Source organism: Halorhodospira sp. 9628, from assembly GCF_022228075.1.
Lineage (GTDB): Bacteria > Pseudomonadota > Gammaproteobacteria > Nitrococcales > Halorhodospiraceae > Halorhodospira > Halorhodospira halophila_A.
The window spans coordinates 17,764-40,102 of sequence record NZ_JAJNRF010000002.1; the positions used below are offsets into that span (position 1 = coordinate 17,764).

The following is a 22,339-nucleotide window of genomic DNA, read 5'->3' on the forward strand; positions in this document are numbered from 1 at the left end:
CCGGGCCCTAGCGACCGCGGATCGTGCCCCGTACGAGCAGGATCACCGGCAGCAGCCCGACGCCGACCAAGGTGATCGCCGGCACCGCCGCCCGCTCCCACACGCCCTCGGTGGTGAACTCGTAGATGCGCACCGCCAGGGTATCCCAGCCGAAGGGTCGCAGCAGCAGGGTGGCGGGCATCTCCTTCATCACGTCGACGCCGACGAGCAGCAGTGCGGTGAGTAGCCCCGGGGCGAGCATGGGCACGTAGATCCGGCGGATCACCTCGCGGTCGCCGGCGCCCAGGCTTCGCGCCGCATCGCGCAAGACGGGACGGACCCGCTCGAGGCTGCTGTCCACGGCGCCGTAGGCGACCGCCATGAAGCGCACTACGTAGGCGAGGATCAGGGCGAAGATGCTTCCCGCAAGGAAGGTGGTGCCCAGTCCGCCCCAGGGGCCGACCAGGCTGGCTACCAGGTGATCGAGCCAGGTCAGCGCCAGCATGATGCCGACGGCCAGCACTGCGCCGGGTAGCGCGTAGCCCAGGGTCGCGGCGGTGACCGCGCGCTGGGTCAGCCGGTCCGGCTGCACGCGGCGGGCATAGGCCAGCAGCAGTGCGATCAGCACGGTGAGCACTGCGGCGCTGGCGCCGAGGGTGAGGGTGTTCTGGATCAGCGACCAGTAGGTGCTGTCCAGATCCTCGAGGCGCCGGGAGGCCCAGATCAGCAGCTGGATCATGGGTAAGACAAAGCCCAGCGCCAGAACGGTGCCGGCTGCCGCTGTGGCCGCCCAGCGGCGCCAGCCCCGCAGCTGGATGCGCTCCAGGTGCTGGGTGCCGCCCTGGGAGAAGCGAGCCCGACCGCGGGCCCGGCGTTCGACCCACAGCCCGGCGAGGATGATCAGCAGCAGGATGGCCGCCAGCTGCGCGGCGGCGTTGATGCTGAAGAAGCCGAACCAGGCACGGTAGATGGCCGTGGTGAACGTCTCGAAGTTGAAGATGGCTACAGCGCCGAAATCGGCCAGCGTCTCCATCAGGGCCAGGGCCGTGCCCGCGGCGATGGCCGGCCGGGCCATGGGGACGGCCACCCGGAAGAACGCCGCCCACGGTGACAGCCCCTGGATGCGGGCGGCCTCCAGGGGGCCTCGGCCCTGGGCGAGGAACGCCGTCCGGGTGAGCATGTAGACGTAAGGATAGAAGACCAGCGCCATGACCAGCACCACCCCCGGTGCCGAGCGCACCGAGGGTAGTTCGAAACCGGGGCCGATGAGCTCCCGCAGTCCGGTCTGCAGCGGGCCGGCGTACTCGAAGAAGCCGATGAATACGAAGGCCAGCACGTAGGCCGGAACCGCCAGCGGCAGCATCAGGGCCCAGTCGAAGAAGCGGCGCCCGGGGAATTCGCAGACCGCCGTCAGCCACGCCAGGCCCACGCCCAGGACCATTACGGCGCTGCCGACGCCAAAGATGAGGATGGCGGTGTTGCGCAGGATCTCGGGCAGCAGCGTGTCGGCCAGGTGGCGCCAGACCTCGTGATCCGGGTTCAGCCACGAGAACAGGGTCACCAGGATGGGCGTAAACAGCAGGCCCCCGGCGATGACTGCGAAGACACGCCAGGGGCCGATGCGCTGCCAGAGTCGGCGCAGCCTGGGGCTGCGCGCCGCGCTCGTGAGCGAGACCACGTCGCTTACCGGTACCCGGCCCGATCCATCAGCATGGTGGCCTGGCGCTGGAGCCGGCCGGCTTCGCTGACGTTGATGGTATCGGGCTTGAACTCGCCCCACCCGGCGACGATGGGATCGAGTTCGACGCCCTCCACCGCGGGATACTCAAGGTTAATGGCGGCGAACTGCTCCTGGGCGTCATCGCTGGCCAGCCACTCGAGCAGCTTTTGGGCCTTCTCGGGATTGGAGGCGTGCCGGGTTACGCCGGCCCCGGACACGTTGACGTGGACGCCGTGGCCATCCTGATCGGGCCAGAAGACCTCGACCGGGAAGTCCGGGTCATCGCGCAGGATGCGCCCGAGGTAGTAGGTGTTGGTGATGCCCACGTCGCACTGGCCGGCCTCGATGGCCTCGAGGACCGAGGTGTCGTTGGAGAAGGGTGAGGTGGCCAGGTTGTCGACCCAGCCCTCGACGATGCGGGCTGTCTCCTCCTCGCCCTCGTGGTGAAGCATCATGGCCACCAGAGACTGGTTGTAGACTTGCTGCGAGGTCCGCAGGCACAGCCGTCCCTCCCACTGGTCGTCGGCCAGGCCGGCGTAGGTGTCGAGTTCTTCGGGATCGACCCGCTCGGGGCTGTACATGATGGTGCGTGCGCGCACGGACAGACCGAACCAGCGATCCTCCGGATCGCGCAGGTGCTCAGGGATGCGCTCGCGCAGCTGCGCCGAGTCGAGGCTGGCGAGCAGGTCGTTCTCGGTGGCCTGGTGCAGGTTGCCGGCATCCACGGTGAGCAGCACGTCCGCTGGGGTGCGCTCGCCCTCGGCCTTGAGCCGCTCCATCAGCGGGCCGGCGTCATCGGTGACGAAGCGCACGGAGATCCCGGTCTCTTCGGTGAAACGCTCGAGAATGGGGCTGATCAGGTGATCCTGGCGCGCCGAATAGACGGTCAGCTCATCGTCACCGGTGTCGCACCCGGTTACCAAGACGGCTCCTGCGACCAGCGCGGTCACGACGGGGATTCGACGGAACATGGGTTCTCCCTGTGTTTGGTCCATGACAGCGATCGATGATAATGATTCTTGTTTCTGGCTGGCAAGCGTCTTGGCACCCTGGACCGGAATTCGTTATACGCCAGGTCCGCGGGCGAGCTCCGGGAGGTCGCCGTGGAGGCCCATCAGACCGGTCATCAGCGCCTGTCGCAGGGGCGGCAAGCGGGCCGCGATGCGTAGCCCCGTGCCTCGCAGCAGGGGCAACGGCGCTGCCTGCGCGCCGAAAAGCCACTGGGTGATGTCCAGACCGTTCTGCATGCGCGCGTTGCTGCCCCGGCGACGCCGCTCGTAGCGACGCAGCGGGCCGATGCCGCCCGGATCGCGCCCGGCCGAGTGGGCCTCCAGGACGCACTCGATCAGCGTGGCGGCATCCAGCAGGCTGAGGTTCACTGCCTGCGCGGCCAGCGGGTGTACCGTGTGGGCCGCATTGCCGACCAGCGCCAGTCGCGGTCCGATGTAGCGCTCCGCACGCCCGCGGATCAGCCGTTGTGCCTGGCGGGCGGATGACGCCTCGATGCCGCCGAGCAAGGCGCCGCTGGCGATCTCCAGCTGATGGTGAAACGAGCTGCTGTCTGCCTCCAGAAGCCGCCGAGCGCGCGTCCGGGGTACCGGCCAGAGCAGGGCTGACTCGTGCTCGTCGAGGGGCAGCAGGGTCAACGGCTCGTCGCCGCAGAAGCGCTGGCGGACGGTGTGCCCCGGGGGGCGCTCGGTGCGGATCCGGGCGATCACGGCGTCCTGTCCGTAACCGGCGCGGCGCCAGCGGATACCCGCCAGCCGGCGCAGGGGGGAGTTGTCGCCGTCGGCGGCCACCAGCAGCCTGGCGGTCAGCGCCTGCCCGTCCTCGAGGTGAATGGTCAGCCGCTGCCGGTCGGCGGCGATGTCGCGGACAGGGCCCGTGGCCAGGCGGCGCGTCTGCGGTAGGGCGTCGAAGAGCTTGCGCAGGGCGCGGTCAATCACGCCCCGCTCAACCACGTGCCCGAGGCGCGTCTCGCCGACTTCACAGGCGCTGAGGGTCAGGTGAGCCGCGGCGTTGCAGTCCTCCAGTTCCAGCGCCTCGATCGGGTAGGTGCGGTCCCGGGTGATGAAGGGCCAGCCACCGAGATGGCGCAGGACCCGCCCGGAGACGATGTCGATCACCGAGTGCCGGGGCTCGCTCCCCGGTGCCGGGGCCGCACAAACCTCTGCGGCATCCAGCAGGGTGACCGCCAGGCCGCCTCGAGCGAGTCCGACGGCGGTCGCCAGCGCCGACGCGCCGGCGCCCTGGATGATGACGTCCGCTTCCTTCACGACGGGTCCTCCCCGGTGGCCTCCGGTGGTCGGCAGGCGGCGACCGGCAACGGGCCGACCCGCCCGGCGCCGGTGCGCAGCAGGGTGCGCCGCATGGGGGGGCAGCGCTGCAGGGCGGCTAGTCCGGCACTGCGCGCCAGCCGCAGCAGCGGGTGGGCTGACCCGAAGCCGCTCACCAGGGTGTTGGTAAAGGCCCGCGTGCGCAGGAGATCCTCGGAGCGTCGCCGGACGTAGGCCCGGAGCAGCGGTTCGGCGCCGGGGTCGCCGCCGCCGGCGCGGCTGTCGCCGATGAGCTCGACCAGCGTCGCCGCGTCGCGCAGAGCGAGGTTGAGGCCCTGTCCGGCGACCGGGTGCAGGGTATGCGCCGCATTGCCAAGCAGCAGCACCCGGCCGGTATACGGGGTCGGGGTGTAGCGTTCCACCAGCGGGTAGGTGAGGCGGTGACCGCAGCTGCGGAAGGGGCCCAGGCGGTAGCCGAAGGCCTGTTGGAGGGCGGCCAGGAACCGCGCATCGTCGCCGTCGCGGTAGGCCTCGGCGCGTTCCGGCGGCACGGACCAGACGATGGCGCAGCGCCCCTCGGCGATGGGCAGCAGCGCCAGGGGGCCGGCTCGGGTGAAGCGCTCGAAGGCCCAACCCTGGTGGTGTCGGGCCGGCGTCACGGTGGTGATCACCGCGCTCTGGCGGTAGTCACGGCTGTGCACCGAAAGTCCGGCCAGCTTGCGGGTCTGGGAATCGGCTCCGTCCGCGGCGACGAGCAGGCGCGCGCTGAGCCGTTGCTCACCGTCGGTCCCGGCCGAGGTCACCCGGACGCGATCGCTGCCCTGTTCCACGGCCTGCACCTGAGCGGGACTGATCAGGGTGATGCGCTCGTCGGTTTCCAGACGCTCGCCGAGGACGGTGCCCATCTGCCGGTTGGCGAGCAGCCAGCCAAGCGCATCCACCCCCTCTTGCCCGGCGTCGAAGTGGACGAAGCCCCAGCCGCCCTGCTCCGATACGTGGATGTGTCGGATCGGGGTGAGCACCGACCGCACTGGTTGCCACAGCCCCCAGGCGTCGAGGATGTAGCGGCTGGAGGGAGCGAGGCCCGTATGGCGTTCATCGAAACTTGGCTGTGCACCATGATCCGCTGGGACCGGCTCGATCACCGCCACGCGCAGCCCGGCCTGGGCCAGCCCGCAGGCCAGGGCGCCGCCGACCAGGCCGCCGCCGGCGATGATGATGTCGTAGGGCTCGGTCTCCAACGTCAGTCGAAATCTCCACTTTCCTCGTAGCCCGCGCCGCGCACGGCGCCCATCAGATCCTCGATGGCCTCGGGCGTTTTCGGGACGCCGCTGGTGAGCACGCGCGGAGTCTCCCGTTCGACAACCACGTCGTCCTCGATACGCACGCCGATCCCGTGCCAGCGACGGTCCACCTCCTCGCTGCCCGGTGGGCAATAGAGCCCCGGCTCGACGGTCACCACCATGCCGGGATGGAGGACGCGCCACGCTCCCTCTACTGCATAGCTGCCGACGTCGTGCACGTCCAGTCCCAGCCAGTGCCCGGTGCGGTGCGGGAAGAAGCGCCGGTGGGCGCCCTGCTCGATCAGGCCGTCGACTTCGCCTTCAAGCCAGCCAAGATCCACCATGCCCTGGGTGAGGATGCGCGTGGCGGTGCGGTGGAAGGCGTCGAAGTCGTTGCCGCTGCGCACCTGCTCGATAGCTGCCTCCTGGGCGGCGAGGACCACGTCGTAGACGGCCCGCTGTTCGGCGCTGAAGGAGCCGCTGACCGGGAAGGTGCGGGTGATGTCCGCGGCGTAGCCGTCCACCTCGGCGCCGGCGTCGATGAGCACCAGATCGCCCTCGCGCAACCGGTCGCGCAGGGTGATGTAGTGGAGCACGCAGGCGTTGGCGCCCCCAGCGACAATGCTCGGGTAGGCCGCCTCGCCGCCGTGGCGATGGAAGATGCCGAGCAGTTCGGCAGCCAGGGTGTACTCGGGCATGTCCGGCTGCACCACCTGCATGGCGCGCCGGTGGGCGGCCACCGAGATGCCGGCGGCCCTGCGCATGGCCTCCAGTTCAGCCGGGCGCTTGATCAGGCGCTGCTCGTGGATGTTGTGATCGAGCAGTTCGATGCTGCTCGGCGCCACGCTTAGGCCACGGGCGCGTTCGCGGCCGGCCTGCAGCCATTGCAGCAGCCTGCGATCCCAGTGTTCGTCGCGCCCCAGCGGACCGATGAGCCGCTCCCGGCCGACGAGCAGATCGGGCAGGCGTTGATCAAGCTCGCTCAGCGGCCAAGCCTGGTCAGCGCCGTAGGCCGCACAGGCCGCCTCGGGACCGGTGCGTGCCCCGGCCCAGCGCTCCGCGTCGGGATCCCGCTCGCGGACGAACAGGATGTACTCGCCTTCGGGCCGGCCCGGGGCGATGACCGCTACGGCGTCCGGCTCCGGGAAGGCGGTGAGGTAGCGGAAGTCGCTGTCCTGGCGGAACGGATGATCCACGTCGCGATTGCGCGGCTGCTCCCGTGCCGCCGGGATCACCGCCACCGCGGCCTCGCCCATGCGCCGTGCCAGGGTCTCCCGCTGCTCGCGGGCGAGCTGCCGGAAGTCGATGGCCTCGCTCATGAGTTCTGCGCCTCGATGCTCGGGTGCCCCATGTGCTCGCGGCAGAGCAGGACGCCGACGCGGATGTACTCGAGCAGCTCCGTGTAGGACGCCTCATCATCCTCGTCGTCGGCTGGCTCGGCGGCAACCCGGGCGATCTCGGCCAGGTCGCTGAGGAACTCGCGGACCTCGGCGGGCAGTTCGGTGTCCTGGCCGGGCTCGGTCCGGCCGATGCCGAACAGGAACCCGCTGCCCCAGGCGGCCAGGGCGCGGACCCGCTCGTTCAGCGGCTCGTCCTCGGGCGGCAGCAGCGGCGCAAAGCCCATGGCGTCGTCAGCGAGTTCGGTGGCGGTTTCGTCGTAGAGCAGCGTCAGGGTCTCTAGGCAGGCGCGGGCCGACTCGCCGCGCGGTTCGGTATCCGCCAGCACCTCGGCGATCCAGTGCGCCTGCCCGGCCTCGCCGGTGCCGCTGAGCATACCGGCCAGCATCCCGTGGGCTTCGGCTGCACCCACCGGCGTACCGACCGCCTCGAGGACCTCGGCGACCCCCTGATAACGTTGTCCGGAAGCCATGGCTCGTCCACCCTCATCTGTCGTGGAACCGGGATGGTCCCATCCTAACAGCGGCGCTGCCGATTGACCGTGCCCGACCGGCGCACTATAGTCGGCGATCAGGGGAGGTGACTCCAAGTGTCTGATTACTCGGTCGAAGAGCTGGTGCGTCTGGAGCAGCGCATCGAGCAGCTGCTGCGCCAGCACGAGCGCCTGCGCGAAGAAAACCGCCTGCTTCGCCAGGCGCAGGAGCAGCTCCAGGCGGATCGGGCCGCGCTTCAGGAGAAGAACGAACTCGCCCGGTCCCAGATCGAGTCGATGATCAGCCGGCTCAAGGCGATGGAGCAGTAGCGCATGACCGAAGCGGTCAAGGTACGCATCCTCGATCAGGACTTCACCGTGGCGTGTCCCGAGGACGCCAAAAACGAGCTGTTGCAGTCCGCGGACTATGTGGATCGCAAGATGCGCGAGATCCGCAAGAGCGGCAATGTGGTCGGCACGGATCGGGTTGCCGTGGTGGCGGCGCTGAACATCGCCTACGAACTGCTCAGCGTCCAGGCCGAGAACGAGCAGCTGGCAGACGTACGCCAGCGCCTGGCCCGGCTGGACGCGCGCATTTCGGAGGCTGTCGACGGTGGCTCCTGAGATTGCTTGCACGAAACCCTGCCGTGGGTGATCATGGAGTCACGGCATCCCCTGCGGTGTTCGATCTCAGGCCGAGTTATCTTGAGCCTCAGAGCAATGCCCAAGGGACCGGGCGTGGGTTGACCGGTGTGCATGTCCGCTTCGAGCGGAAAGCCTAAGGCAGCTCCCCCCGTCCCTACCTGAACCGAAGGGTTCAAGGGCAGGCCTGTACGGCATACGCGGGGGGTGTCCTTTTTCCCTTGCCGCGCATACCTCCTTCCCCCTTGTGTCGAGGAGTGCCGCCTTGGCTGCCAAGCGCGACATCCGCCGTCGCTTGCGCGAGCACCGTCGCCGGATCCCTGCCAGCGACCGTCGTCGTGCCGGACTCCGCTTGCGCGACGAGGTGCTCAGGCTGGTCGTGACCCGGGGCCTGCATCGCGTAGCCGGATACCTCGACGCCGACGGCGAGGCGCCTACCGGGGCGATCCTCACGGCACTGCACCAGCGCGGGAGGGCTGTCTACCTGCCGGCGTTGCGTCGGCACGGTCGCCGCATGGCCTTCCGGCGCTGGGTCCCGGGCACTCCGCTGCGCCCCAATCGGTACGGAGTCCCCGAGCCGCCGCCCGCGCTGGCGGACGAGGTGCCGGTGCGGGGGCTGGATCTGGTGCTGGCTCCGCTGGTTGCCTTTGATCCCGCCGGGCGGCGGCTCGGTATGGGCGGCGGATTCTACGACGCCACCTTCGCCCGAATGCGCCGCTACCCCTGGCACCCTCCGCGGATCGTTGGCCTGGCGTTCAGCACGCAGCAGGTGGCGGAACTGCCCGGCGAAGCCTGGGACCTGCCCCTGGACGGGGTGATCACCGAGCGTGGCTATGTCAGTCTGCCGGTACGCACGATCCGGCAGGAGGCGGCATGAACCGCTGGTTGATGAAGTCCGAGCCCGACGTGTTCGGCATCGAGGATCTCGCTGCGGCCCCGCAGGGGACTGATCGTTGGGATGGGGTGCGCAATTACCAGGTGCGCAACATGATCCGTGATCACATGCGTCCGGGTGATGTGGCCTTCTTCTACCACTCCAACACCCGTCCGCCGGGGGTGGTCGGGTTGATGGAGGTGGTCAGCGACCCTTACCCGGATCCTACGGCTTTCGATCCTGACGACCCCCACTACGACCCGAAAAGCACCCCGGAGGCGCCCCGCTGGTTCTGCGTCGATGTCCGCTTTCGCGAGCGCCTGTCCCGCCGGGTCACCCTTCAGGAGCTGCGGGAGTGCCCCGAGCTTGAGGGGTTCCCGTTGATCCGGCGGGGCAATCGTCTGTCCATTGTCCCGGTCACCGAGGCGCAGTGGACGGCCATCCTCCGCCTGGCCGACGACTGAGCGGGGCCTTTCCAACCCGGGTGCGTCGCCGGCGTCCGCGGTCGGTGGGCTCATCTTCCCGTCGACGCGGCCGATCCCCTCTCCACGGGCCGGCGCCATGGCAGCGCCGGCATCAGCCCACAAAAGGGAGCCGACGCGATCATGAACGAATCCGGCACCAGAGACTGGCGCATGGGGCGCTGGTTGGTCATCAGCGCGATCCTGGCGGTGTTTTTCGCCGCGCCGGTGGCTTACTGGGGTTACCAGTCGTTTGAGGAGCGGGTCGACGGGCAGCCACCGCCGGAGGTCGTGGATCCGGAGCCGTTTCGGGTCCCCGAGCTGACCTTCATCGAAGCCGACAGCAGTGAGGTTCTGCTTGAGCGTCTGCGCGAGCACGGCGGCGAGCAGTGGCCTCCCGACGAAGTGGTTCCGGCGGTGACTGCGGATAGCTTCCCCGAGGACCTCGACGAGGTGGACGTGCAGACCCGCAAGGAGGTCTTCTTCCGTATCCTGACGCCCATCGTACTGGCAGAAAATGCCCGTCTGCGCGAGGCCCGCGCGTTCGTGGTCGAGGCCGGGGCCCGTCGCGACGAGCTCGACGGTGCCGCCGGCGAGCGCCTGGAGGCCCTGGCCGAGCACTACCGGGTCGATCTCGACGACGACGATGCCATTGAGGTGTTGCTCCACCGGCTCGACGAGATCCCGCCGGATATGGCTCTGGCCCAGGCCGCCAACGAGAGCGGCTGGGGAACCTCGCGCTTCACCCGGCAGGCCAACAACCTCTTCGGCGAGTGGACCTGGACGCAGGAGGAGGGTCTGGTCCCCGAGCGTCGCGGCGAAGGTGAGAGCCACCGCATCCGGGTTTTCCCGTCCCTGCAGCGCTCCGTGCGCTCCTACTACTTCACCCTCAATGTCGGGCACGCCTACGACGATCTGCGTGATCTGCGCGCCGAGATGCGGGATGAGGCGCGGGAGCTCGACGGGGAGGCACTGAGCGCCGGATTGACGGCCTACTCGGAACGCGGCCAGGCCTACGTTGAAGAGGTGCGCTCGATGATCCGTTTCAACGAACTCGCACGGATCAACGGCCTGCGTCTCGACGAGGTCGAGCACGAGCCGACGCAGCTGGCCGAAGCCGGGGGGCCGGACGAGGCGGAGGCGGCCGGCGAGTGATCGCCTCCGCCGCCCCGGGTCAGGGGTTGAGCCACTGCTTGCTGAACCAGAAGAAGCGCCCGCTGCCGTCGCGGTGCGGTGCGGTGCAGTTGTAGCGGGCGCGACCCTTGCCGAAGGGCTCCTCGGCCTGCACGGCGAAGCGGGTCTGCTCGTCGTCCAGCCATTCCACCTCCATCGCCCCCTGGCCACTGGCGAAGCAGTTCAGGCGGCCGGCGCCGACGTCGTGGTCCTCGGCCAGCTGGATCTCCATGCGCGGCGGGTTGTTGTCCGCGTCGAGGAGCGGGTCGAAGGGTTCCATCGACTCGACGGGCAGCGGCAGGCTGTTGGCACGCAGTTCGAAGTCCTCCATGTCGCCGAACTGTTCGTTGACCGCGAAGCGCGGCAGGGCACGCTTGTCGCTGAGTGTTCCGATGGCCCCGGAATGCTGTCCGAAAGCGGTGTACCCCTTGTCACGAAGCAGGTCGGCCAGTTCCGGGTTGTACTCGCCGAAGGGGTAGGCGTAGAGCTTCGGGTCGGTGTTCACGTCCTCGCCGAGTTCCTCCTGCAGGCGCTGCTGGGCGTTGTCGACGTCCTCGCGCATGCGCGCCCGCCACGCCTCGTCGTCCTCCTCGTCATCCCGGCGGACGAGGTAGTCGTGGCTGGAGGAGTGATTGGCGAAGCGGACGAGGCCCGAGTCGCGCATCTCGCGCATCTGCTCCCAGTCCATATAGGCGGAGCGGCCCGAGTCGACGTCGTCGGTGGCGACGAAGACCGTCATTGGCCAGTCGCGCTCCTTCAGGCGGGGGAACGCCTCCTCGTACACGGAGGCGTAGGCGTCATCGACGGTAATCGATACCGTCCGTTCCGGGAGCTCGCCACCGTGGCGGAGCACGTCGATGACCCACTCGACGGGCCAGACGTTGAAGTCCTCCTCCTCAAGGTAGTCGAGCTGTGCCTCGAACTGCTCGAGCCGGACGCTGGTGGACGGATAGCGGTCCTCGCCGAAGCGGTGATACATGAAGACGACGGCGCTGCCCCGGGGCTCGGCCTGCGGATCCTTTTCCGGCGGCTGTTGCCCGAGGGCGTGGCTGCTGCCGCCCGCCGTTAGGGCGGCCAGGGTGATGCCGAGCGGCAGCCAGGTGCGTGCGTGCATAACGGATCTCCTCGTGTGCGCGGGCTCAGCTCAGGAACAGCTTGTAAGCCGGGTTGTCCGTCTCCTCGACGCAGCTGTAGTCGAGTTCGTGCAGGAACTCCTGGAAGGCCTCGCGCGCGTCGGCGGGCACCTGGATCCCGCAGAGGACCCGACCGTAAGCGGCGCCATTGTTGCGGTAGTGGAACAGGCTGATGTTCCAGCGTCCCCCCAGGCTGGCCAGGAACTGCATCAATGCACCGGGGCGCTCCGGGAACTCGAAGCGGTAGACCACCTCGTCGGCGACACCGTGCCCACGGCCGCCGACCATGTGGCGCACGTGGACCTTCGCCATCTCGTCCCGGGTTAGGTCGAGCACGGGGTACCCCTGTTCGCGCAGCCGGTCGATCAGGGCGTGGCGCTCCTGGTCGCCCTCCTGCAGGGCGATTCCGGCGTAGACGTGGGCGGTGTCCGGGTCGGCCATGCGGTAGTTGAACTCGGTGATCGGTCGTTCGCCGATGGTCTCGCAGAAGCGCCGGAAGGCGCCCGGGCGCTCGGGGATGGTCACCGCCAGCACCGCCTCGCGGTGCTCACCCAGCTCGGCGCGCTCGGCTACGTGGGACAGCCGTGAGAAGTTCATGTTGGCGCCGCTGTTGATCGCCACCAGGGTTTCGTTGCGGATGCCGTGCGCGCTGGCGTATTTCTTGGCGCCAGCCACACCGAGTGCCCCGGCCGGCTCCAGAATGGAGCGGGTCTCCTCGAAGACCTCCTTGATCGACGCGCAAATCTCATCGGTACTGACCAGCACCACCTCGTCGATGTGGCGGCGCAGGATGGGCCAGGTATGCTCGCCGATCTGGCGCACCGCCACGCCGTCCGCGAACAGCCCCACCTGATCGAGGCGGACGCGCTCGTCGCGCTCGAGGCTGGTGGCCAGGGTCGGGGCATCCTCGGGCTCGACGGCCACGATGCGGATATCCGGGCGCAGCTGGCTGATGTAGACGGCGATGCCCGCGGCCAGTCCGCCGCCACCGACCGGGATGAACACGGCATGGATGTCGCGCGGGTGCTGGTGGAGGATCTCCATGCCCACCGTGCCCTGGCCGGCGATGACGTCCGGGTGGTCGTAGGGTGGGATGTAGGTCAGGCCGTGGCTGTCGATCAGTTCTTGCGCCTTGCCCGACGCGGCGTCGTAGCCGTCGCCGTGCAGCACGACGTTGCCGCCGAAGCGGCGCACCGCGTCCACCTTGATCTGCGGTGTGGTCCGCGGCATGACGATGGTGGCCTCGATGCCGAGCCGTCGCGCCGAGAGCGCAACACCCTGGGCGTGGTTGCCCGCCGAAGCGCAGATCACTCCGCGTTGGCGGGCCTCCTCGGAAAGGCGGATGATGCGGTTGTAGGCGCCGCGCAGCTTGAAGGAGAAGACCGGCTGGAGATCCTCGCGCTTGAGCAGCAGGTGGTTGCCCATGCGCGCTGAGAGGATCGGCGCGGCCTCCAGCGGCGTCTGCTCGGCGACGTCGTAGACACAGGCGGTCAGGATGCGCTCAAGGTAGGCGCGCTGATCCTGTTCCAGCGCCGGTTTGTCGGCGTCGGGCTTGACTTGGTTATGATGGGTAGCCATATCACCTACAGCATACCGCTAGCGGCGGTCGTACCGAACCCACTTGGATCAAAATGCATCAGGAGTCGAGATGAGCGATCAGGGCAAGCGTCTGGCCGCCGAGGCGGCGCTGGAGTACGTCGAGGAAGACGCCTATGTCGGCGTCGGGACTGGCTCGACGGTCAATCTGTTCATCGATGCCCTGGCAGACATGCGCGATCGCATCGCCGGGGCGGTCTCCAGCTCGGAGGCCAGCACCCAGCGGCTGCGTGACCGCGGCATCGACGTGACCGACCTCAACAGTGCCGGCCGCTTGCCGGTCTACATCGACGGGGCCGACGAGGCCAACCGCTTCCTGCAACTGATCAAGGGCGGTGGCGGGGCGCTGACCCGCGAAAAGATCGTTGCTTCGGCCTCGGACCGGTTCGTCTGCGTGGCCGATGAGGGCAAGATGGTCGATGTCCTCGGTGCCTTCCCGCTTCCGGTGGAGGTGATCCCGATGGCGCGCAGCACCGTGGCCCGGGAGCTGGTTCGGCTCGGCGGCCGGCCGGAGCTGCGCGAGGGGTTCACCACCGACAACGGGAACGTGATCCTCGACGTTCACGGTCTGTCGATCACCGAGCCCATGAAGCTCGAGCAGACCCTGAACAATATCCCCGGCGTGGTGACCAACGGGATCTTCGCCCTGCGCCCGGCGGATTTGCTGCTGCTCGGCAGCGACTCGGGGGTCCGGCGTCTGACGGCCGAGTAAGGGCGTCCGCAACGGGAGGTCGTGTTGTCGGACATCCCTCGCCTGCTCATCGTCCTCGGGATCCTGCTGGTTCTGGTCGGGCTCGCCTGGCCCTGGATCGACAAGCTCGGTCTGGGTCGCCTGCCCGGGGACATCGCCATCGAGCGCGATGGATTCCGCTTCTACTTCCCCATCACCACCATGCTGCTGGTCAGCGCGGTGGTGACCCTGCTGCTGTGGCTGTTCCGCAAATAGCCCCAGGGCTAGCCACCGCTGACCGGTGGCAGCAGAACCAGGACGCTGTCGTCGTCCACCCGCGTATCCGGCGGGACCAGGGTATCGCCCACGGCCACGGCCACCTGCGGCAGGTGCTCGGCCAGCCCCGGGCAGGCCACGGCGGCCGCATCGAGCGCCGCGGCCACCGTGCCCTCGGGCGGGGCCGGCAGCTCGAGCCGGGTTGCTCCGGCGGCCTCGGTCAGTACCCCGTACAGTTCCAGTTGCATGGCCGTCTCCCTCCCCCGCCAGGCTGGACCTCTCCCCGCGGACCGGTCACAATCGCCGCATCCCGGCGCGGTTCGCGCTCCGTTCGTTCTTGCCGCTGAACAGGTTCTCGCATGGATCGGTCGATGACGCAAACGTCCCCGCGCCCGTCCTGGCCAACGATCGCCTGGCACGCGATCCGGCCGCGCACGCTGCCGCTTTCGCTGTCCCCGATCCTCGCCGGCTCCGCTGTGGGCTGGGTGGAAAGTGGTGTCCTGCGCCTGGACGTGACCCTGGTTGCGGCGCTTTCCACCGCGGCGATCCAGATCGGAACCAATCTGCAGAACGATGCCGCCGACACCCTCAATCAGACCGATAGCGCCGAGCGGATCGGTCCGGTGCGGGTTACCGAGCGCGGTTGGCTCACCCCGCGCCAGGTCATGGCGGCCGCCTACAGCGCCTTTGCTCTGGCCCTGGTCTGCGGTGCCTACCTGGTGGCCATCGGCGGGTTGCCGATCCTGGTGCTGGGTATCCTCTCGGTGCTGGCCGGTTACGCGTATTCCGGGGGGCCGTTCCCGATCTCACGCGGCCCCTTCGGCGAGTTGTTCGTCATCTTCTTCTTCGGGCTGGTTGCCGTCGGTGGTGTGGTCTATCTGTATACGGGGGCGATCAGCCCCCCGGCGCTGGTGATGGGACTGGCCGTCGGGTTGCCCGCGGCCGCGGTGCTCCTGGTCAATAACTTGCGCGACCGCGAGGGAGACCGTGAGGCCGGGCGCTGGACGCTGGCCATCCTGCTAGGGCCCTTGGGATCGGTCTGGCTGTTCGGCGGGCTGCTGGCTGGCGTGGCGCTGGGCTTGCTCGGGTTGGCCGCGTTCGGGGTGCCGTGGACCGGTGCGGCCCTGGGGCTGGCCGTGCTGCCCTTCGGGGTGCGCATCTGGCGCTCGCTGATGGGTGCGAGCAGCGGCGAGGATTACAATCGCTGCCTGGCCCGTACCGGGGTGTTCCAGCTGCTGCTCGCCCTCGTCGCCGGCGCGGGGCTGGTCGCCGGGGCCTACCTCCACGGGATCGCCTAGGGGCCGGGCCCGGCGCCATGGATGCTTGTTGAAGGCATCCGGGGCAAGCGTTATGGTCCGATTGACCGCCCGGTTGGTCGTCACCGCACGGATTCAATAGGCACAGGAGAGAGGCTAGCGATCATGCAAACGGCGCGAGATCTGCTTTTCGGAGGGGTGGCCCCGGCTACGCTGGTCGCTGATGCGGGGTTGACCGCGCTGCGGGTTGGCGCCGGACTGATGATGGCCGTGGGCCACGGTTTGCCCAAGATCCCGCCCCAGGAGGGGTTCGTCGGTATGGTGGAGGGCATCGGCCTGCCGGTGCCCCTGTTCTTTGCCTGGCTGGCGGGGATCGCCGAGTTGATCGGAGGCCTGCTACTCGCCGCCGGCCTGCTGACCCGCCCCGCGGCTGCGGTGATCCTCGGCACCATGCTGGTTGCCGCTTTCGGGGTGCATTTCGCCGCGGGCGACCCGCTGTTCGCCGTGGATGGCCCGAGCGCCGAGATGGCCGTGCTCTACGCCTTCGTCGCCCTGGCGTTCATGCTGGTCGGTTCCGGCCGGCTCGGTGTTGACCACCTGGTGCGCGAGCGTGTCGCGCGGCTGACCCCCTGAGGAGGTGCCATGAGCGAGGAAGAGGCTTCCACGCCCGCGGAGGGAACTTGGAAAAGCCGGCTGGGGCGCTGGCTGAACATTGCCCTGGCCATCGGTGCGCTGGTCGCCCTGGTCGGGACGTTCATCGTCTGGGGCGAGGGTGCATTCGGCTTCCTGCTGGCGTTCGTCGTCCTCTTCCCGGCTGCGCTGGTCTCGGCGCTGATGCGCTGGTGGCCGCGGCACTCAGCCGAGGGCGTGCGTGATGGCCTGTGCTGGCGGCGCCGGCTGTACATCAGCGCCGGCGGTATCGCCTTCGCGTCGCTGCTGTGCCTGGTCATCGGGGTGGCGTGGTTCGGGACCGCTCCCGGGACCATGTTGCTGGTGGCCGGAACCATGCTGCTGCCGCCGGCGGTGATACTGGGGCTGCTGGCCTTCTCCCTGCGCGATCGAGAGCGTCTGGCGGATACGGTGCGCGATCCGGGCGAGCCAATCGTCTACCAGGCCGAGGTGCACTGGGGGGTTTTCCTGCCCACCATCCTGGTGCTGACCGCGACGCTGCTGCTCGTGCTGGCGCCTCTGGGTACCTTCGGGTACGTCCTGGCCACCATCCTCTATTTGATCGTGCTGCCCGGCACCGCGGCCCATTCGCTCAGCATCTTCCTCAACACCGAGCTGGAGCTGACGCCGAACAAGCTGATCGCCGGTACCGGTCTGATCGTGCGCACGGCGCGTGTCTTCGAGCGTGAGCATATCCAGGCCGTCGGGGTCTACTACGGCTGGATGGGGCGCATCCTCGGATACGGACGCCTGAGCTTCGTCTGCAAGGACGGCACCAGCTTCAAGGTGCCGGGCATTGTCGATCCCGACGGTCTGCGCCACATCGTCGATCGAGGTCTGTAGGCCCTCGCGGTTACCCCGTAGTCGGCCGCGGTGGCGAGTCGACCCCGGTGTCCGCCAGGTACGGGTCGATGAGGCCGCGCAGGTCGACCCGTGCCTGCAGGCGCCGGCAGAGCATGAAGGTGCCCATGAACTTGCGGTGCAGGAACAGGGTATCGGAGGCTGGCGTCCCGGCGAAGCGGTCGCTGAAGAACATGGTCCGGCCCCGGTGGTAGACCCGCTCGAACAGGTCCGACGCGCCGAAGTCGTAGGCCCCTTGGTGACGCAGCGGCTCACTGGTCATCTCCAGCAGCTCCAGTAGCGCCCCCTCCTGCTCCGCTGACGCGCCAGGCCCCAGATACCCGAGTTCCCGTGCGCACGACTGCAAGACCTCACGGTCCCGATCCCGAGCGGCGCGCCCCATGCGCCGATAGGTTTCGACCAGTTCGGGGCGCACCGAGTGCGTGGCGCCGAAATCGAGCAGCACCAGGCAGCCGCGTTCGGCGTCGTAGAGGAAGTTGCTGAAATTGGGGTCGGTCTGCACCAGGCGGAACTCGAAGAGCTCGCGCAACGCCAGCCGGCTGAGCAACGAGGCCGCATGATCGCACAGGGAAGCCGGCTCGCCGCCCCGACCGGCCAGCTGATCGACCGGGGTGCCGTGGACATAGTCCATGGCCAGCACCCGGGGGGTGGTCAGGTCCCGGTGCACGCCGGGCAGGGTGATCTCCGGGTCGTCGCCCAGCGCCCGGTCGTAGGCCTCCAGGGCGTCGGCTTCCGCCTCATAGTCGGCCTCCTGGTGAAGCTGGCGCCTCGCCTCGTCGAGCAGGCTCTCGACGCGTAGGCCGCGCGGCATGAGGCCGCTGTGACGCATCACGAAACCGAGATTGTCCAGGTCGCTGTCGATGCTCTCGCGCACCCCGGGGAACTGGATCTTCAGCGCCAGTTCCCGCCCGTCGGCGGCCACGGCACGATGGACCTGGCCGATCGAGGCGGCGGCTACGGGGGTGAAGTCAAAATCACGGAACCGCTTGAGCCACCCTTTGCCGAACTCGCGGCGCAGGACGCTGTCGAGCTGGCTTAGCGGCATCGCCTCCGCCTCATGGCGCAGTGCGCCCATGATCTCCGCGATCTCGGGGGCCAGTACGTCGGTGCCGTCCATGGACATCAACTGGCCCATCTTCATCACGGCGCCCCGCATGCGCCCGAGTCGGTCGGTAATCCGCCGGGCGCGCTCCGGGGAGAGCTCGATCCGGCCCTGGCCCTCTTCGCCCCCGGTCAGGTCGCGCAGGCCGCTCCAGCCGATCCCCAGAGCTAGATCGCCGGTGGCCCGCCCCAAGTGATAGAGGCGACCCCACCGGCTGCTGGGTACAGCCCGGCTGCGGCGCTCGTCACCGCTGCCGCTCATGCGTTGTCGAGGGTCGAGAGCATGTACTCGATGGCCTTGATCAGTTCGTCCTCATCGGCCCGCCCGCGGTAGGCCGGCATGGCGCCCTTGCCCCGCAGGGTGGCGTCGAGCAGCTCGTCGATGTCGCGCGAGCGGTCCGCCCAGTCTGCCTCCTGCCCGAGGACCGGCGCACCGGCGATGCCGCGGTCGTGGCACGAACGGCAGCTCGGAGCGGTGCCACTGCGGTAGATGGCGAGTCCGGGGTGGTCTTCATTGCCCTGTTCGGTTTGGTCGGCCACTGGCTGTGCCTCAGCTTCCTCATCGGCCGATGTCGCCTCGTCGGTCGACACGCTGTTGTTTCCTTCCTCGGTTGCCGCCTCCTCGCGGGCGCCCTCCATCGGATCCTCGGCCGGCTCGAAATGCGCCTCCTGATCGCCCGTCTCGTCCGTCTCGGGGGTTTCAGGGGCGGATGAATCGTTGCAGCCCGAAAGGGCCAGCAGGCCCGCGGCGATGATCACCAACATCCAGTACCGCACGTGCATGGTGCACTCCTCTTGCTCAGACCGGCGTCTCTATCTCTGCAGTGTAGGCGGAGTGCGGTCTTCCGTCACGCTGCACCGATAGGGTCCCGGCGAGGGTGTTTTGCCCCTGGCACCGCCGGAGTCGGAATCAGTAAGCTGTGGCTCAGGATTCATTCGGGGGAGTGCCCATGCATTGGAGTCGCGAGTCCTGGATCGGGCTGGCAGCACTGGTGTTCGCCATCCTGATCTACTACCTGCTGCACTGGGTGGGGATGGCCTTCCTGGACGCCATCTGGGCCGGCCATGGCCTGGAACGCGGCTCGCCGGTGGCCGTGCTGCTCGGGCCGTTGGTCCTGGCTGTGGTCCTTGTCGTGACCGCCGCGGTCGCCGCAGTGCCGGCCTGGGCGCTGCTCTTTGCCATGGGGGTTGGGCGCTTCCTGGGCCACCGCGCCGGACTGTGGCCCCTGCTCGGATTGAGTGCTCCGGAGGGCAAGGATCTGCGTGCTCACCTCGGGGCCGCGCGTCACGCCGTGCGCACGGCGCTGGAGGCCGTGGTGGGGGTCGGCCTGTTCGTCCCGATGGGCATCCTCTACGGGGGGATCCTGATCGCTTTGGGTGGTGGCGGTGCACCCGGTGCTCTGGTCGACATCCTCGGTTACGGTCTGGGGTTTTTCCTGGCTTGGGCGACCATGCGGCTACTGGTGCGCTACTGGGGGCGCCTGGAAGCCCTGCGCGCCGATGCGCTGGCGCAGGCCGAGCGTGGGGCGCTGTGGCTCGAGCTCATCGGGCAGCGCATCCTGCGCCAGCTCAACGGCGGGCGACTGCCCCGCGATTGACGGGTGCGCACCGCCCTGGCGGCGGTGCGCTGGCTGGAAGTTCTCCCCCTCCCCGTTTTGTCGCTCTCCCGCAATCGAAGCGGGTTGTCAGGCATGCACCGGCGCTATGCTATAGGTGATTACTCTGGTCCCTCGCGTCGCGTCGCGCGGGATGGTCGGTGGCGATGAGATTGCCAGGGACGCGGTGGATAGCCGCGAAGCCGAGGGAGAGGTGCATGTTCGAGCGCATCAAAGACTGCCGTAATGTAAGTGACTTTCGCGAGCTGGCCCGCAAGCGGTTGCCCGGGCCCATCTTCCACTACATCGACGGGGCGGCCGAGGACGAGATCACCTATCGGCGCAATACCCAGGCCTTCGAGCGGTGCGATCTGGTACCGAACGTGCTCGCCGGGGTGGAGGAGGTCGACCCCTCGGTGACCGTGATGGGGCAGCGGCTGGGCATGCCCGTATTCTGCTCGCCGACCGCGCTCCAGCGCCTGTTTCACTACCAGGGTGAGCGCGCGGTGGCCGCAGCCGCGCAGAAATACCATACGTTCTTCGGTATCTCGTCGCTCGGTACGGTCAGCATTGAGGAGATCGGCGAGCGTTACTCCACGCCGAAGATGTTCCAGTTTTATTTCCACAAGGACCGCGAGCTGAACCGGGCGATGATCGAGCGTTGCCAGGCCGCCGGTTTCGAGGCTCTGACGCTGACCGTGGATACCATCACCGGGGGGAATCGTGAGCGGGACCTGCGCACTGGTTTCACTTCACCGCCGCGACTGACGCTGCGCAGCCTGGCTAGCTTCGCTTGGCACCCGCGCTGGGCATTCAACTACTACACCAGGGAGCCCTTCAGCCTGCCGCAGCTCAGCACCCACGTGCGCGAGGGGAGCAAAGTCCCCATCTCGGTGGGCGAGTACTTCTCGACCATGCTCGATCAGGGGCTGACCTGGCGGCACGCCGAGCAGTTGTGCGCCCAATGGGGAGGACCGTTCTGTCTCAAGGGCGTGATGAGCCCGGAGGATGCGCGGCGGGCGGTGGATATCGGTGCCTCGGCGATCATGGTCTCGAACCATGCGGGAAGGCAGCTCGATGGCTCGCGGGCGCCCTTCGATCAGATCGCGGAAATCGCGGACGCCGTCGGCGGGCAGATCGACATTATATGTGATGGCGGCATCCAGCGCGGTACTCACATCCTCAAGGCGCTTGCTGCCGGCGCCACGGCCTGTTCCGGCGGTCACCTGTACCTTTACGCGCTGGCCGCCGGTGGCCAGGCGGGGGTCGAGAAAGCGCTTGACAATCTCTACAACGAGGTCATCCGTGACATGAAGCTGATGGGGATTACGTCGCTGGATCAGTTGACACGGGATCATCTGCGCTATCGATAGGCGGTCCGCGTCGATCCATCGGCACCGCCGTCGCTGTCCGCCAAAACCATGCAGTCAGCAGATGCGGGCGGGCTCAGGAAGCCTCCCAAGCATCTCTCAAAGGCGCTGCCGAGGAGGCCCCGCAGCAAGCATGTGGTTACGAGTCAGTTGCCATCTGGAACTCGAGCTGGAGGGCGAGAGCCTCATGCTATTCATGCTGCGTGCACGCAGCAGTGGACGGCAGTGGGTGGCCCGGGATCGCTACGCCGTGCGGCCAAGCCTGCCCATCACGGAGTACCGCGACCTCTACGGCAATGCCTGCCAGCGCCTGCTCGCTTCTGCGGGAGCGCTTACGGTGTCGGTGAGCGCTGATGTTCGCGTGCCGGCTGGCGTCGAGCAGCAGCCGGGCGCGCCGTTCGTGCCCGTACAGGACCTTCCCCAGGAAACACTCATCCACCTGCTGCCCAGCCGCTATTGTGAATCGGACCGACTCCTTGCGCAGGCGAGCGATATCGTTGCCGGCCAGTCACCCGGCTATGACCAGGTGGCAGCCATCGCGACGTGGATCTATCACAATGTCGCATACCAGCCGACAACGGATCCGGAGCCGATCTCAGCGCAGCAGGTCCTTGAACGCCGTGCGGGGGTCTGCCGTGACTTTGCGCATCTGGGTATTGCACTCTGCCGCAGCCTCAGTATCCCGGCGCGCCTCGTGACGGGTTATCTCCAGGGGTTGGAGCCGATGGACCTTCACGCTTGGTTCGAGGCGTATGTTGGTGGTGGCTGGTTTACCTTTGATCCGACCAGGGAGACCCTTGAGGGTGCGCGGGTTCAACTCGGGCACGGCCGCGATGCGGCCGATGCCCCGGTCTTCCACCAGTTCGGACCGTCCGTCGTGCCGAGCGTGATGCAGGTGCAGGTTGAGCCGATCTCCGGTCCTGACGCAGGTCTCTTCGCCGCCGGGGTGGAACGATCCGCACGGGATGTTGGCTGACCCGGGGTCTGAAGAGACAGCGCCTGTGCCTCAGGGTTCAGCTATACAGGGGGCTAAGGTGGCGTTGGGGCTTTGCAGGACGCCGCGGGAAAGAGAAATGGTGGCCGGGGACGGAATCGAACCGCCGACACTGAGATTTTCAATCCCATGCTCTACCGACTGAGCTACCCGGCCATCGGCTGCGTATTCAAGCTGAAACCGCCCCCCGAGTCAAGGGGCGGCGCCGTTTTCAGCTGCCATCAGGGCTGAAATCCGGCGGTGGTGCCGAGCCTTGGCCAAAGAAGAAGTTCTCCATCTCGCGCTCGAGAAAGGCGCGGGCCTTGGGGTCGGCCGGGGTGAGCCGGTATTCGTTGATGAGCATAGTCTGCTGCTGGACCCACATGCTCCAGGCCTGCTTGCTTACGTTTTCGAAGATCCGCTGGCCCAGCTCGCCGGGGTACGGTGGGCGGTCCAGGGCGTCGGCCTCCTGCTGGAGCTTCACGCAGTGCACCTTTCTCGACATGCTGCCCTCTTGATGGATGTAAGCGTCCGGTTAGTGTACCGACCCGGTCCATGTTG

The 22,339-nt window shown here is 68.2% G+C and carries 25 protein-coding genes, 1 tRNA gene and 1 other RNA gene; 14 read left to right on the top strand and 13 right to left on the bottom strand.

What is annotated here, in order from left to right; all coding sequences use genetic code 11:
* Positions 1-7: 7 nt before the first annotated feature.
* From LRG10_RS02575 to LRG10_RS02600, 6 genes are all read right to left on the bottom strand, one after another.
* Positions 8-1,657, bottom strand: coding sequence for an iron ABC transporter permease (locus LRG10_RS02575; RefSeq protein WP_201170125.1), 1,650 nt, complete (start codon positions 1,655-1,657; stop codon positions 8-10).
* A gap of 5 nt (positions 1,658-1,662) precedes the next feature.
* Positions 1,663-2,670 carry a Fe(3+) ABC transporter substrate-binding protein gene (locus tag LRG10_RS02580; protein WP_238634663.1) on the bottom strand — a complete coding sequence of 336 codons (1,008 nt, stop codon included), beginning with the start codon at positions 2,668-2,670 and terminating at the stop codon, positions 1,663-1,665.
* Between the two features lie 93 nt (positions 2,671-2,763).
* Complete coding sequence (locus LRG10_RS02585) at positions 2,764-3,975, bottom strand: FAD-dependent monooxygenase (protein WP_238634664.1); 1,212 nt, start codon at positions 3,973-3,975, stop codon at positions 2,764-2,766.
* On the bottom strand, positions 3,972-5,216 hold the full coding sequence (ubiH, locus tag LRG10_RS02590; RefSeq protein ID WP_238634665.1) for a 2-octaprenyl-6-methoxyphenyl hydroxylase: 1,245 nt from the start codon (positions 5,214-5,216) through the stop codon (positions 3,972-3,974). The genes LRG10_RS02585 and ubiH overlap by 4 nt, the downstream gene beginning before the upstream one ends.
* A 2-nt stretch (positions 5,217-5,218) precedes the next feature.
* Positions 5,219-6,577, bottom strand: a complete 1,359-nt coding sequence (locus tag LRG10_RS02595; RefSeq protein ID WP_201170119.1) for an aminopeptidase P N-terminal domain-containing protein — start codon at positions 6,575-6,577, stop codon at positions 5,219-5,221.
* Positions 6,574-7,128, bottom strand: coding sequence for a UPF0149 family protein (locus tag LRG10_RS02600; protein WP_201170118.1), 555 nt, complete (start codon positions 7,126-7,128; stop codon positions 6,574-6,576). Before LRG10_RS02600 ends, LRG10_RS02595 begins: the two co-directional genes overlap by 4 nt.
* Positions 7,129-7,245: 117 nt before the next feature.
* Between LRG10_RS02600 and LRG10_RS02605 the strand changes: the two genes are divergently transcribed.
* The 6 genes from LRG10_RS02605 (at position 7,246) to LRG10_RS02630 (ending at position 10,260) form a co-directional block, all read left to right on the top strand.
* A complete protein-coding gene (locus tag LRG10_RS02605; protein WP_201170117.1) occupies positions 7,246-7,458 on the top strand; it encodes a TIGR02449 family protein in 213 nt (70 codons plus the stop codon).
* 3 nt (positions 7,459-7,461) lie between these two features.
* Positions 7,462-7,752, top strand: a complete 291-nt coding sequence (locus LRG10_RS02610; RefSeq protein WP_201170116.1) for a cell division protein ZapA — start codon at positions 7,462-7,464, stop codon at positions 7,750-7,752.
* 45 nt (positions 7,753-7,797) lie between these two features.
* A non-coding RNA gene (ssrS, locus tag LRG10_RS02615) (6S RNA) lies at positions 7,798-7,981 on the top strand.
* 54 nt (positions 7,982-8,035) lie between these two features.
* On the top strand, positions 8,036-8,647 hold the full coding sequence (locus LRG10_RS02620; protein ID WP_201170114.1) for a 5-formyltetrahydrofolate cyclo-ligase: 612 nt from the start codon (positions 8,036-8,038) through the stop codon (positions 8,645-8,647).
* Complete coding sequence (locus LRG10_RS02625; RefSeq protein ID WP_238633638.1) at positions 8,644-9,108, top strand: EVE domain-containing protein; 465 nt, start codon at positions 8,644-8,646, stop codon at positions 9,106-9,108. The genes LRG10_RS02620 and LRG10_RS02625 overlap by 4 nt, the downstream gene beginning before the upstream one ends.
* Before the next feature lie 141 nt (positions 9,109-9,249).
* Positions 9,250-10,260, top strand: a complete 1,011-nt coding sequence (locus tag LRG10_RS02630; protein ID WP_238634666.1) for a glucosaminidase domain-containing protein — start codon at positions 9,250-9,252, stop codon at positions 10,258-10,260.
* Between the two features lie 19 nt (positions 10,261-10,279).
* Here LRG10_RS02630 and LRG10_RS02635 read toward each other — a convergent pair whose 3' ends face one another.
* Together LRG10_RS02635 and ilvA are read right to left on the bottom strand one after the other, a co-directional pair.
* Positions 10,280-11,392 (bottom strand): polysaccharide deacetylase family protein, encoded by a 1,113-nt coding sequence (locus LRG10_RS02635; RefSeq protein ID WP_201170105.1) that lies wholly within the window; start codon positions 11,390-11,392, stop codon positions 10,280-10,282.
* 25 nt (positions 11,393-11,417) lie between these two features.
* Positions 11,418-12,989 (bottom strand): threonine ammonia-lyase, biosynthetic, encoded by a 1,572-nt coding sequence (gene ilvA, locus LRG10_RS02640; RefSeq protein ID WP_238634667.1) that lies wholly within the window; start codon positions 12,987-12,989, stop codon positions 11,418-11,420.
* 70 nt (positions 12,990-13,059) lie between these two features.
* Here ilvA and rpiA point away from each other — a divergent pair, with 70 nt between their 5' ends.
* Positions 13,060-13,719: a ribose-5-phosphate isomerase RpiA gene (gene rpiA / locus LRG10_RS02645; RefSeq protein WP_201242154.1), complete on the top strand. Its 660-nt coding sequence runs from the start codon at positions 13,060-13,062 to the stop codon at positions 13,717-13,719.
* A 24-nt stretch (positions 13,720-13,743) separates the two neighbouring features.
* On the top strand, positions 13,744-13,953 hold the full coding sequence (locus LRG10_RS02650) for a DUF2905 domain-containing protein (RefSeq protein ID WP_201170103.1): 210 nt from the start codon (positions 13,744-13,746) through the stop codon (positions 13,951-13,953).
* A gap of 8 nt (positions 13,954-13,961) precedes the next feature.
* On the opposite strand, the gene LRG10_RS02655 is transcribed toward LRG10_RS02650, so the two are convergent.
* The gene (locus LRG10_RS02655) at positions 13,962-14,201 is read right to left on the bottom strand and encodes a MoaD/ThiS family protein (protein ID WP_201170102.1); all 240 of its coding nucleotides are present in this window, start codon (positions 14,199-14,201) and stop codon (positions 13,962-13,964) included.
* A 123-nt stretch (positions 14,202-14,324) separates the two neighbouring features.
* Between LRG10_RS02655 and menA the strand changes: the two genes are divergently transcribed.
* The 3 genes from menA (at position 14,325) to LRG10_RS02670 (ending at position 16,721) form a co-directional block, all read left to right on the top strand.
* Entirely contained in the window at positions 14,325-15,251 is a 927-nt protein-coding gene (menA, locus tag LRG10_RS02660) for a 1,4-dihydroxy-2-naphthoate octaprenyltransferase (protein ID WP_201170101.1), read from the top strand.
* 123 nt (positions 15,252-15,374) lie between these two features.
* Positions 15,375-15,842 carry a DoxX family protein gene (locus LRG10_RS02665; protein ID WP_201170100.1) on the top strand — a complete coding sequence of 156 codons (468 nt, stop codon included), beginning with the start codon at positions 15,375-15,377 and terminating at the stop codon, positions 15,840-15,842.
* 9 nt (positions 15,843-15,851) lie between these two features.
* Complete coding sequence (locus LRG10_RS02670) at positions 15,852-16,721, top strand: PH domain-containing protein (protein WP_201170098.1); 870 nt, start codon at positions 15,852-15,854, stop codon at positions 16,719-16,721.
* Between the two features lie 10 nt (positions 16,722-16,731).
* Here LRG10_RS02670 and LRG10_RS02675 read toward each other — a convergent pair whose 3' ends face one another.
* Together LRG10_RS02675 and LRG10_RS02680 are read right to left on the bottom strand one after the other, a co-directional pair.
* On the bottom strand, positions 16,732-18,102 hold the full coding sequence (locus LRG10_RS02675) for an AarF/ABC1/UbiB kinase family protein (protein ID WP_238634668.1): 1,371 nt from the start codon (positions 18,100-18,102) through the stop codon (positions 16,732-16,734).
* A complete protein-coding gene (locus LRG10_RS02680; RefSeq protein WP_201170094.1) occupies positions 18,099-18,623 on the bottom strand; it encodes a cytochrome c5 family protein in 525 nt (174 codons plus the stop codon). Before LRG10_RS02680 ends, LRG10_RS02675 begins: the two co-directional genes overlap by 4 nt.
* Before the next feature lie 167 nt (positions 18,624-18,790).
* On the opposite strand from LRG10_RS02680, the gene LRG10_RS02685 reads away from it, so the two are divergent.
* The 3 genes from LRG10_RS02685 (at position 18,791) to LRG10_RS02695 (ending at position 21,781) form a co-directional block, all read left to right on the top strand.
* Positions 18,791-19,438 (top strand): hypothetical protein, encoded by a 648-nt coding sequence (locus LRG10_RS02685; protein ID WP_201170091.1) that lies wholly within the window; start codon positions 18,791-18,793, stop codon positions 19,436-19,438.
* A gap of 215 nt (positions 19,439-19,653) precedes the next feature.
* Complete coding sequence (locus LRG10_RS02690; RefSeq protein WP_201170089.1) at positions 19,654-20,808, top strand: alpha-hydroxy acid oxidase; 1,155 nt, start codon at positions 19,654-19,656, stop codon at positions 20,806-20,808.
* Positions 20,809-20,938: 130 nt separating this feature from the next.
* Positions 20,939-21,781: a transglutaminase family protein gene (locus LRG10_RS02695; RefSeq protein ID WP_201170087.1), complete on the top strand. Its 843-nt coding sequence runs from the start codon at positions 20,939-20,941 to the stop codon at positions 21,779-21,781.
* A gap of 98 nt (positions 21,782-21,879) precedes the next feature.
* On the opposite strand, the gene LRG10_RS02700 is transcribed toward LRG10_RS02695, so the two are convergent.
* Together LRG10_RS02700 and LRG10_RS02705 are read right to left on the bottom strand one after the other, a co-directional pair.
* A tRNA-Phe gene (locus LRG10_RS02700) sits at positions 21,880-21,955 on the bottom strand.
* A 55-nt stretch (positions 21,956-22,010) separates the two neighbouring features.
* On the bottom strand, positions 22,011-22,283 hold the full coding sequence (locus tag LRG10_RS02705; protein WP_201170085.1) for an oxidative damage protection protein: 273 nt from the start codon (positions 22,281-22,283) through the stop codon (positions 22,011-22,013).
* Positions 22,284-22,339 lie beyond the last annotated feature (56 nt).

Excerpts from the sequence above, each read along its gene's own strand:
- LRG10_RS02580 (WP_238634663.1), bottom strand. The coding sequence starts at position 2,670 with ATGTTCCGTCGAATCCCCGTCGTGACCGCGCTGGTCGCAGGAGCCGTC.
- LRG10_RS02595 (WP_201170119.1), bottom strand. The coding sequence starts at position 6,577 with ATGAGCGAGGCCATCGACTTCCGGCAGCTCGCCCGCGAGCAGCGGGAG.
- LRG10_RS02600 (WP_201170118.1), bottom strand. The coding sequence starts at position 7,128 with ATGGCTTCCGGACAACGTTATCAGGGGGTCGCCGAGGTCCTCGAGGCG.
- LRG10_RS02610 (WP_201170116.1), top strand. The coding sequence starts at position 7,462 with ATGACCGAAGCGGTCAAGGTACGCATCCTCGATCAGGACTTCACCGTG.
- LRG10_RS02625 (WP_238633638.1), top strand. The coding sequence starts at position 8,644 with ATGAACCGCTGGTTGATGAAGTCCGAGCCCGACGTGTTCGGCATCGAG.
- LRG10_RS02630 (WP_238634666.1), top strand. The coding sequence starts at position 9,250 with ATGAACGAATCCGGCACCAGAGACTGGCGCATGGGGCGCTGGTTGGTC.
- LRG10_RS02635 (WP_201170105.1), bottom strand. The coding sequence starts at position 11,392 with ATGCACGCACGCACCTGGCTGCCGCTCGGCATCACCCTGGCCGCCCTA.
- ilvA (WP_238634667.1), bottom strand. The coding sequence starts at position 12,989 with ATGGCTACCCATCATAACCAAGTCAAGCCCGACGCCGACAAACCGGCG.
- rpiA (WP_201242154.1), top strand. The coding sequence starts at position 13,060 with ATGAGCGATCAGGGCAAGCGTCTGGCCGCCGAGGCGGCGCTGGAGTAC.
- LRG10_RS02655 (WP_201170102.1), bottom strand. The coding sequence starts at position 14,201 with ATGCAACTGGAACTGTACGGGGTACTGACCGAGGCCGCCGGAGCAACC.
- menA (WP_201170101.1), top strand. The coding sequence starts at position 14,325 with ATGACGCAAACGTCCCCGCGCCCGTCCTGGCCAACGATCGCCTGGCAC.
- LRG10_RS02665 (WP_201170100.1), top strand. The coding sequence starts at position 15,375 with ATGCAAACGGCGCGAGATCTGCTTTTCGGAGGGGTGGCCCCGGCTACG.
- LRG10_RS02670 (WP_201170098.1), top strand. The coding sequence starts at position 15,852 with ATGAGCGAGGAAGAGGCTTCCACGCCCGCGGAGGGAACTTGGAAAAGC.
- LRG10_RS02675 (WP_238634668.1), bottom strand. The coding sequence starts at position 18,102 with ATGAGCGGCAGCGGTGACGAGCGCCGCAGCCGGGCTGTACCCAGCAGC.
- LRG10_RS02680 (WP_201170094.1), bottom strand. The coding sequence starts at position 18,623 with ATGCACGTGCGGTACTGGATGTTGGTGATCATCGCCGCGGGCCTGCTG.
- LRG10_RS02685 (WP_201170091.1), top strand. The coding sequence starts at position 18,791 with ATGCATTGGAGTCGCGAGTCCTGGATCGGGCTGGCAGCACTGGTGTTC.
- LRG10_RS02690 (WP_201170089.1), top strand. The coding sequence starts at position 19,654 with ATGTTCGAGCGCATCAAAGACTGCCGTAATGTAAGTGACTTTCGCGAG.
- LRG10_RS02695 (WP_201170087.1), top strand. The coding sequence starts at position 20,939 with ATGTGGTTACGAGTCAGTTGCCATCTGGAACTCGAGCTGGAGGGCGAG.
- LRG10_RS02705 (WP_201170085.1), bottom strand. The coding sequence starts at position 22,283 with ATGTCGAGAAAGGTGCACTGCGTGAAGCTCCAGCAGGAGGCCGACGCC.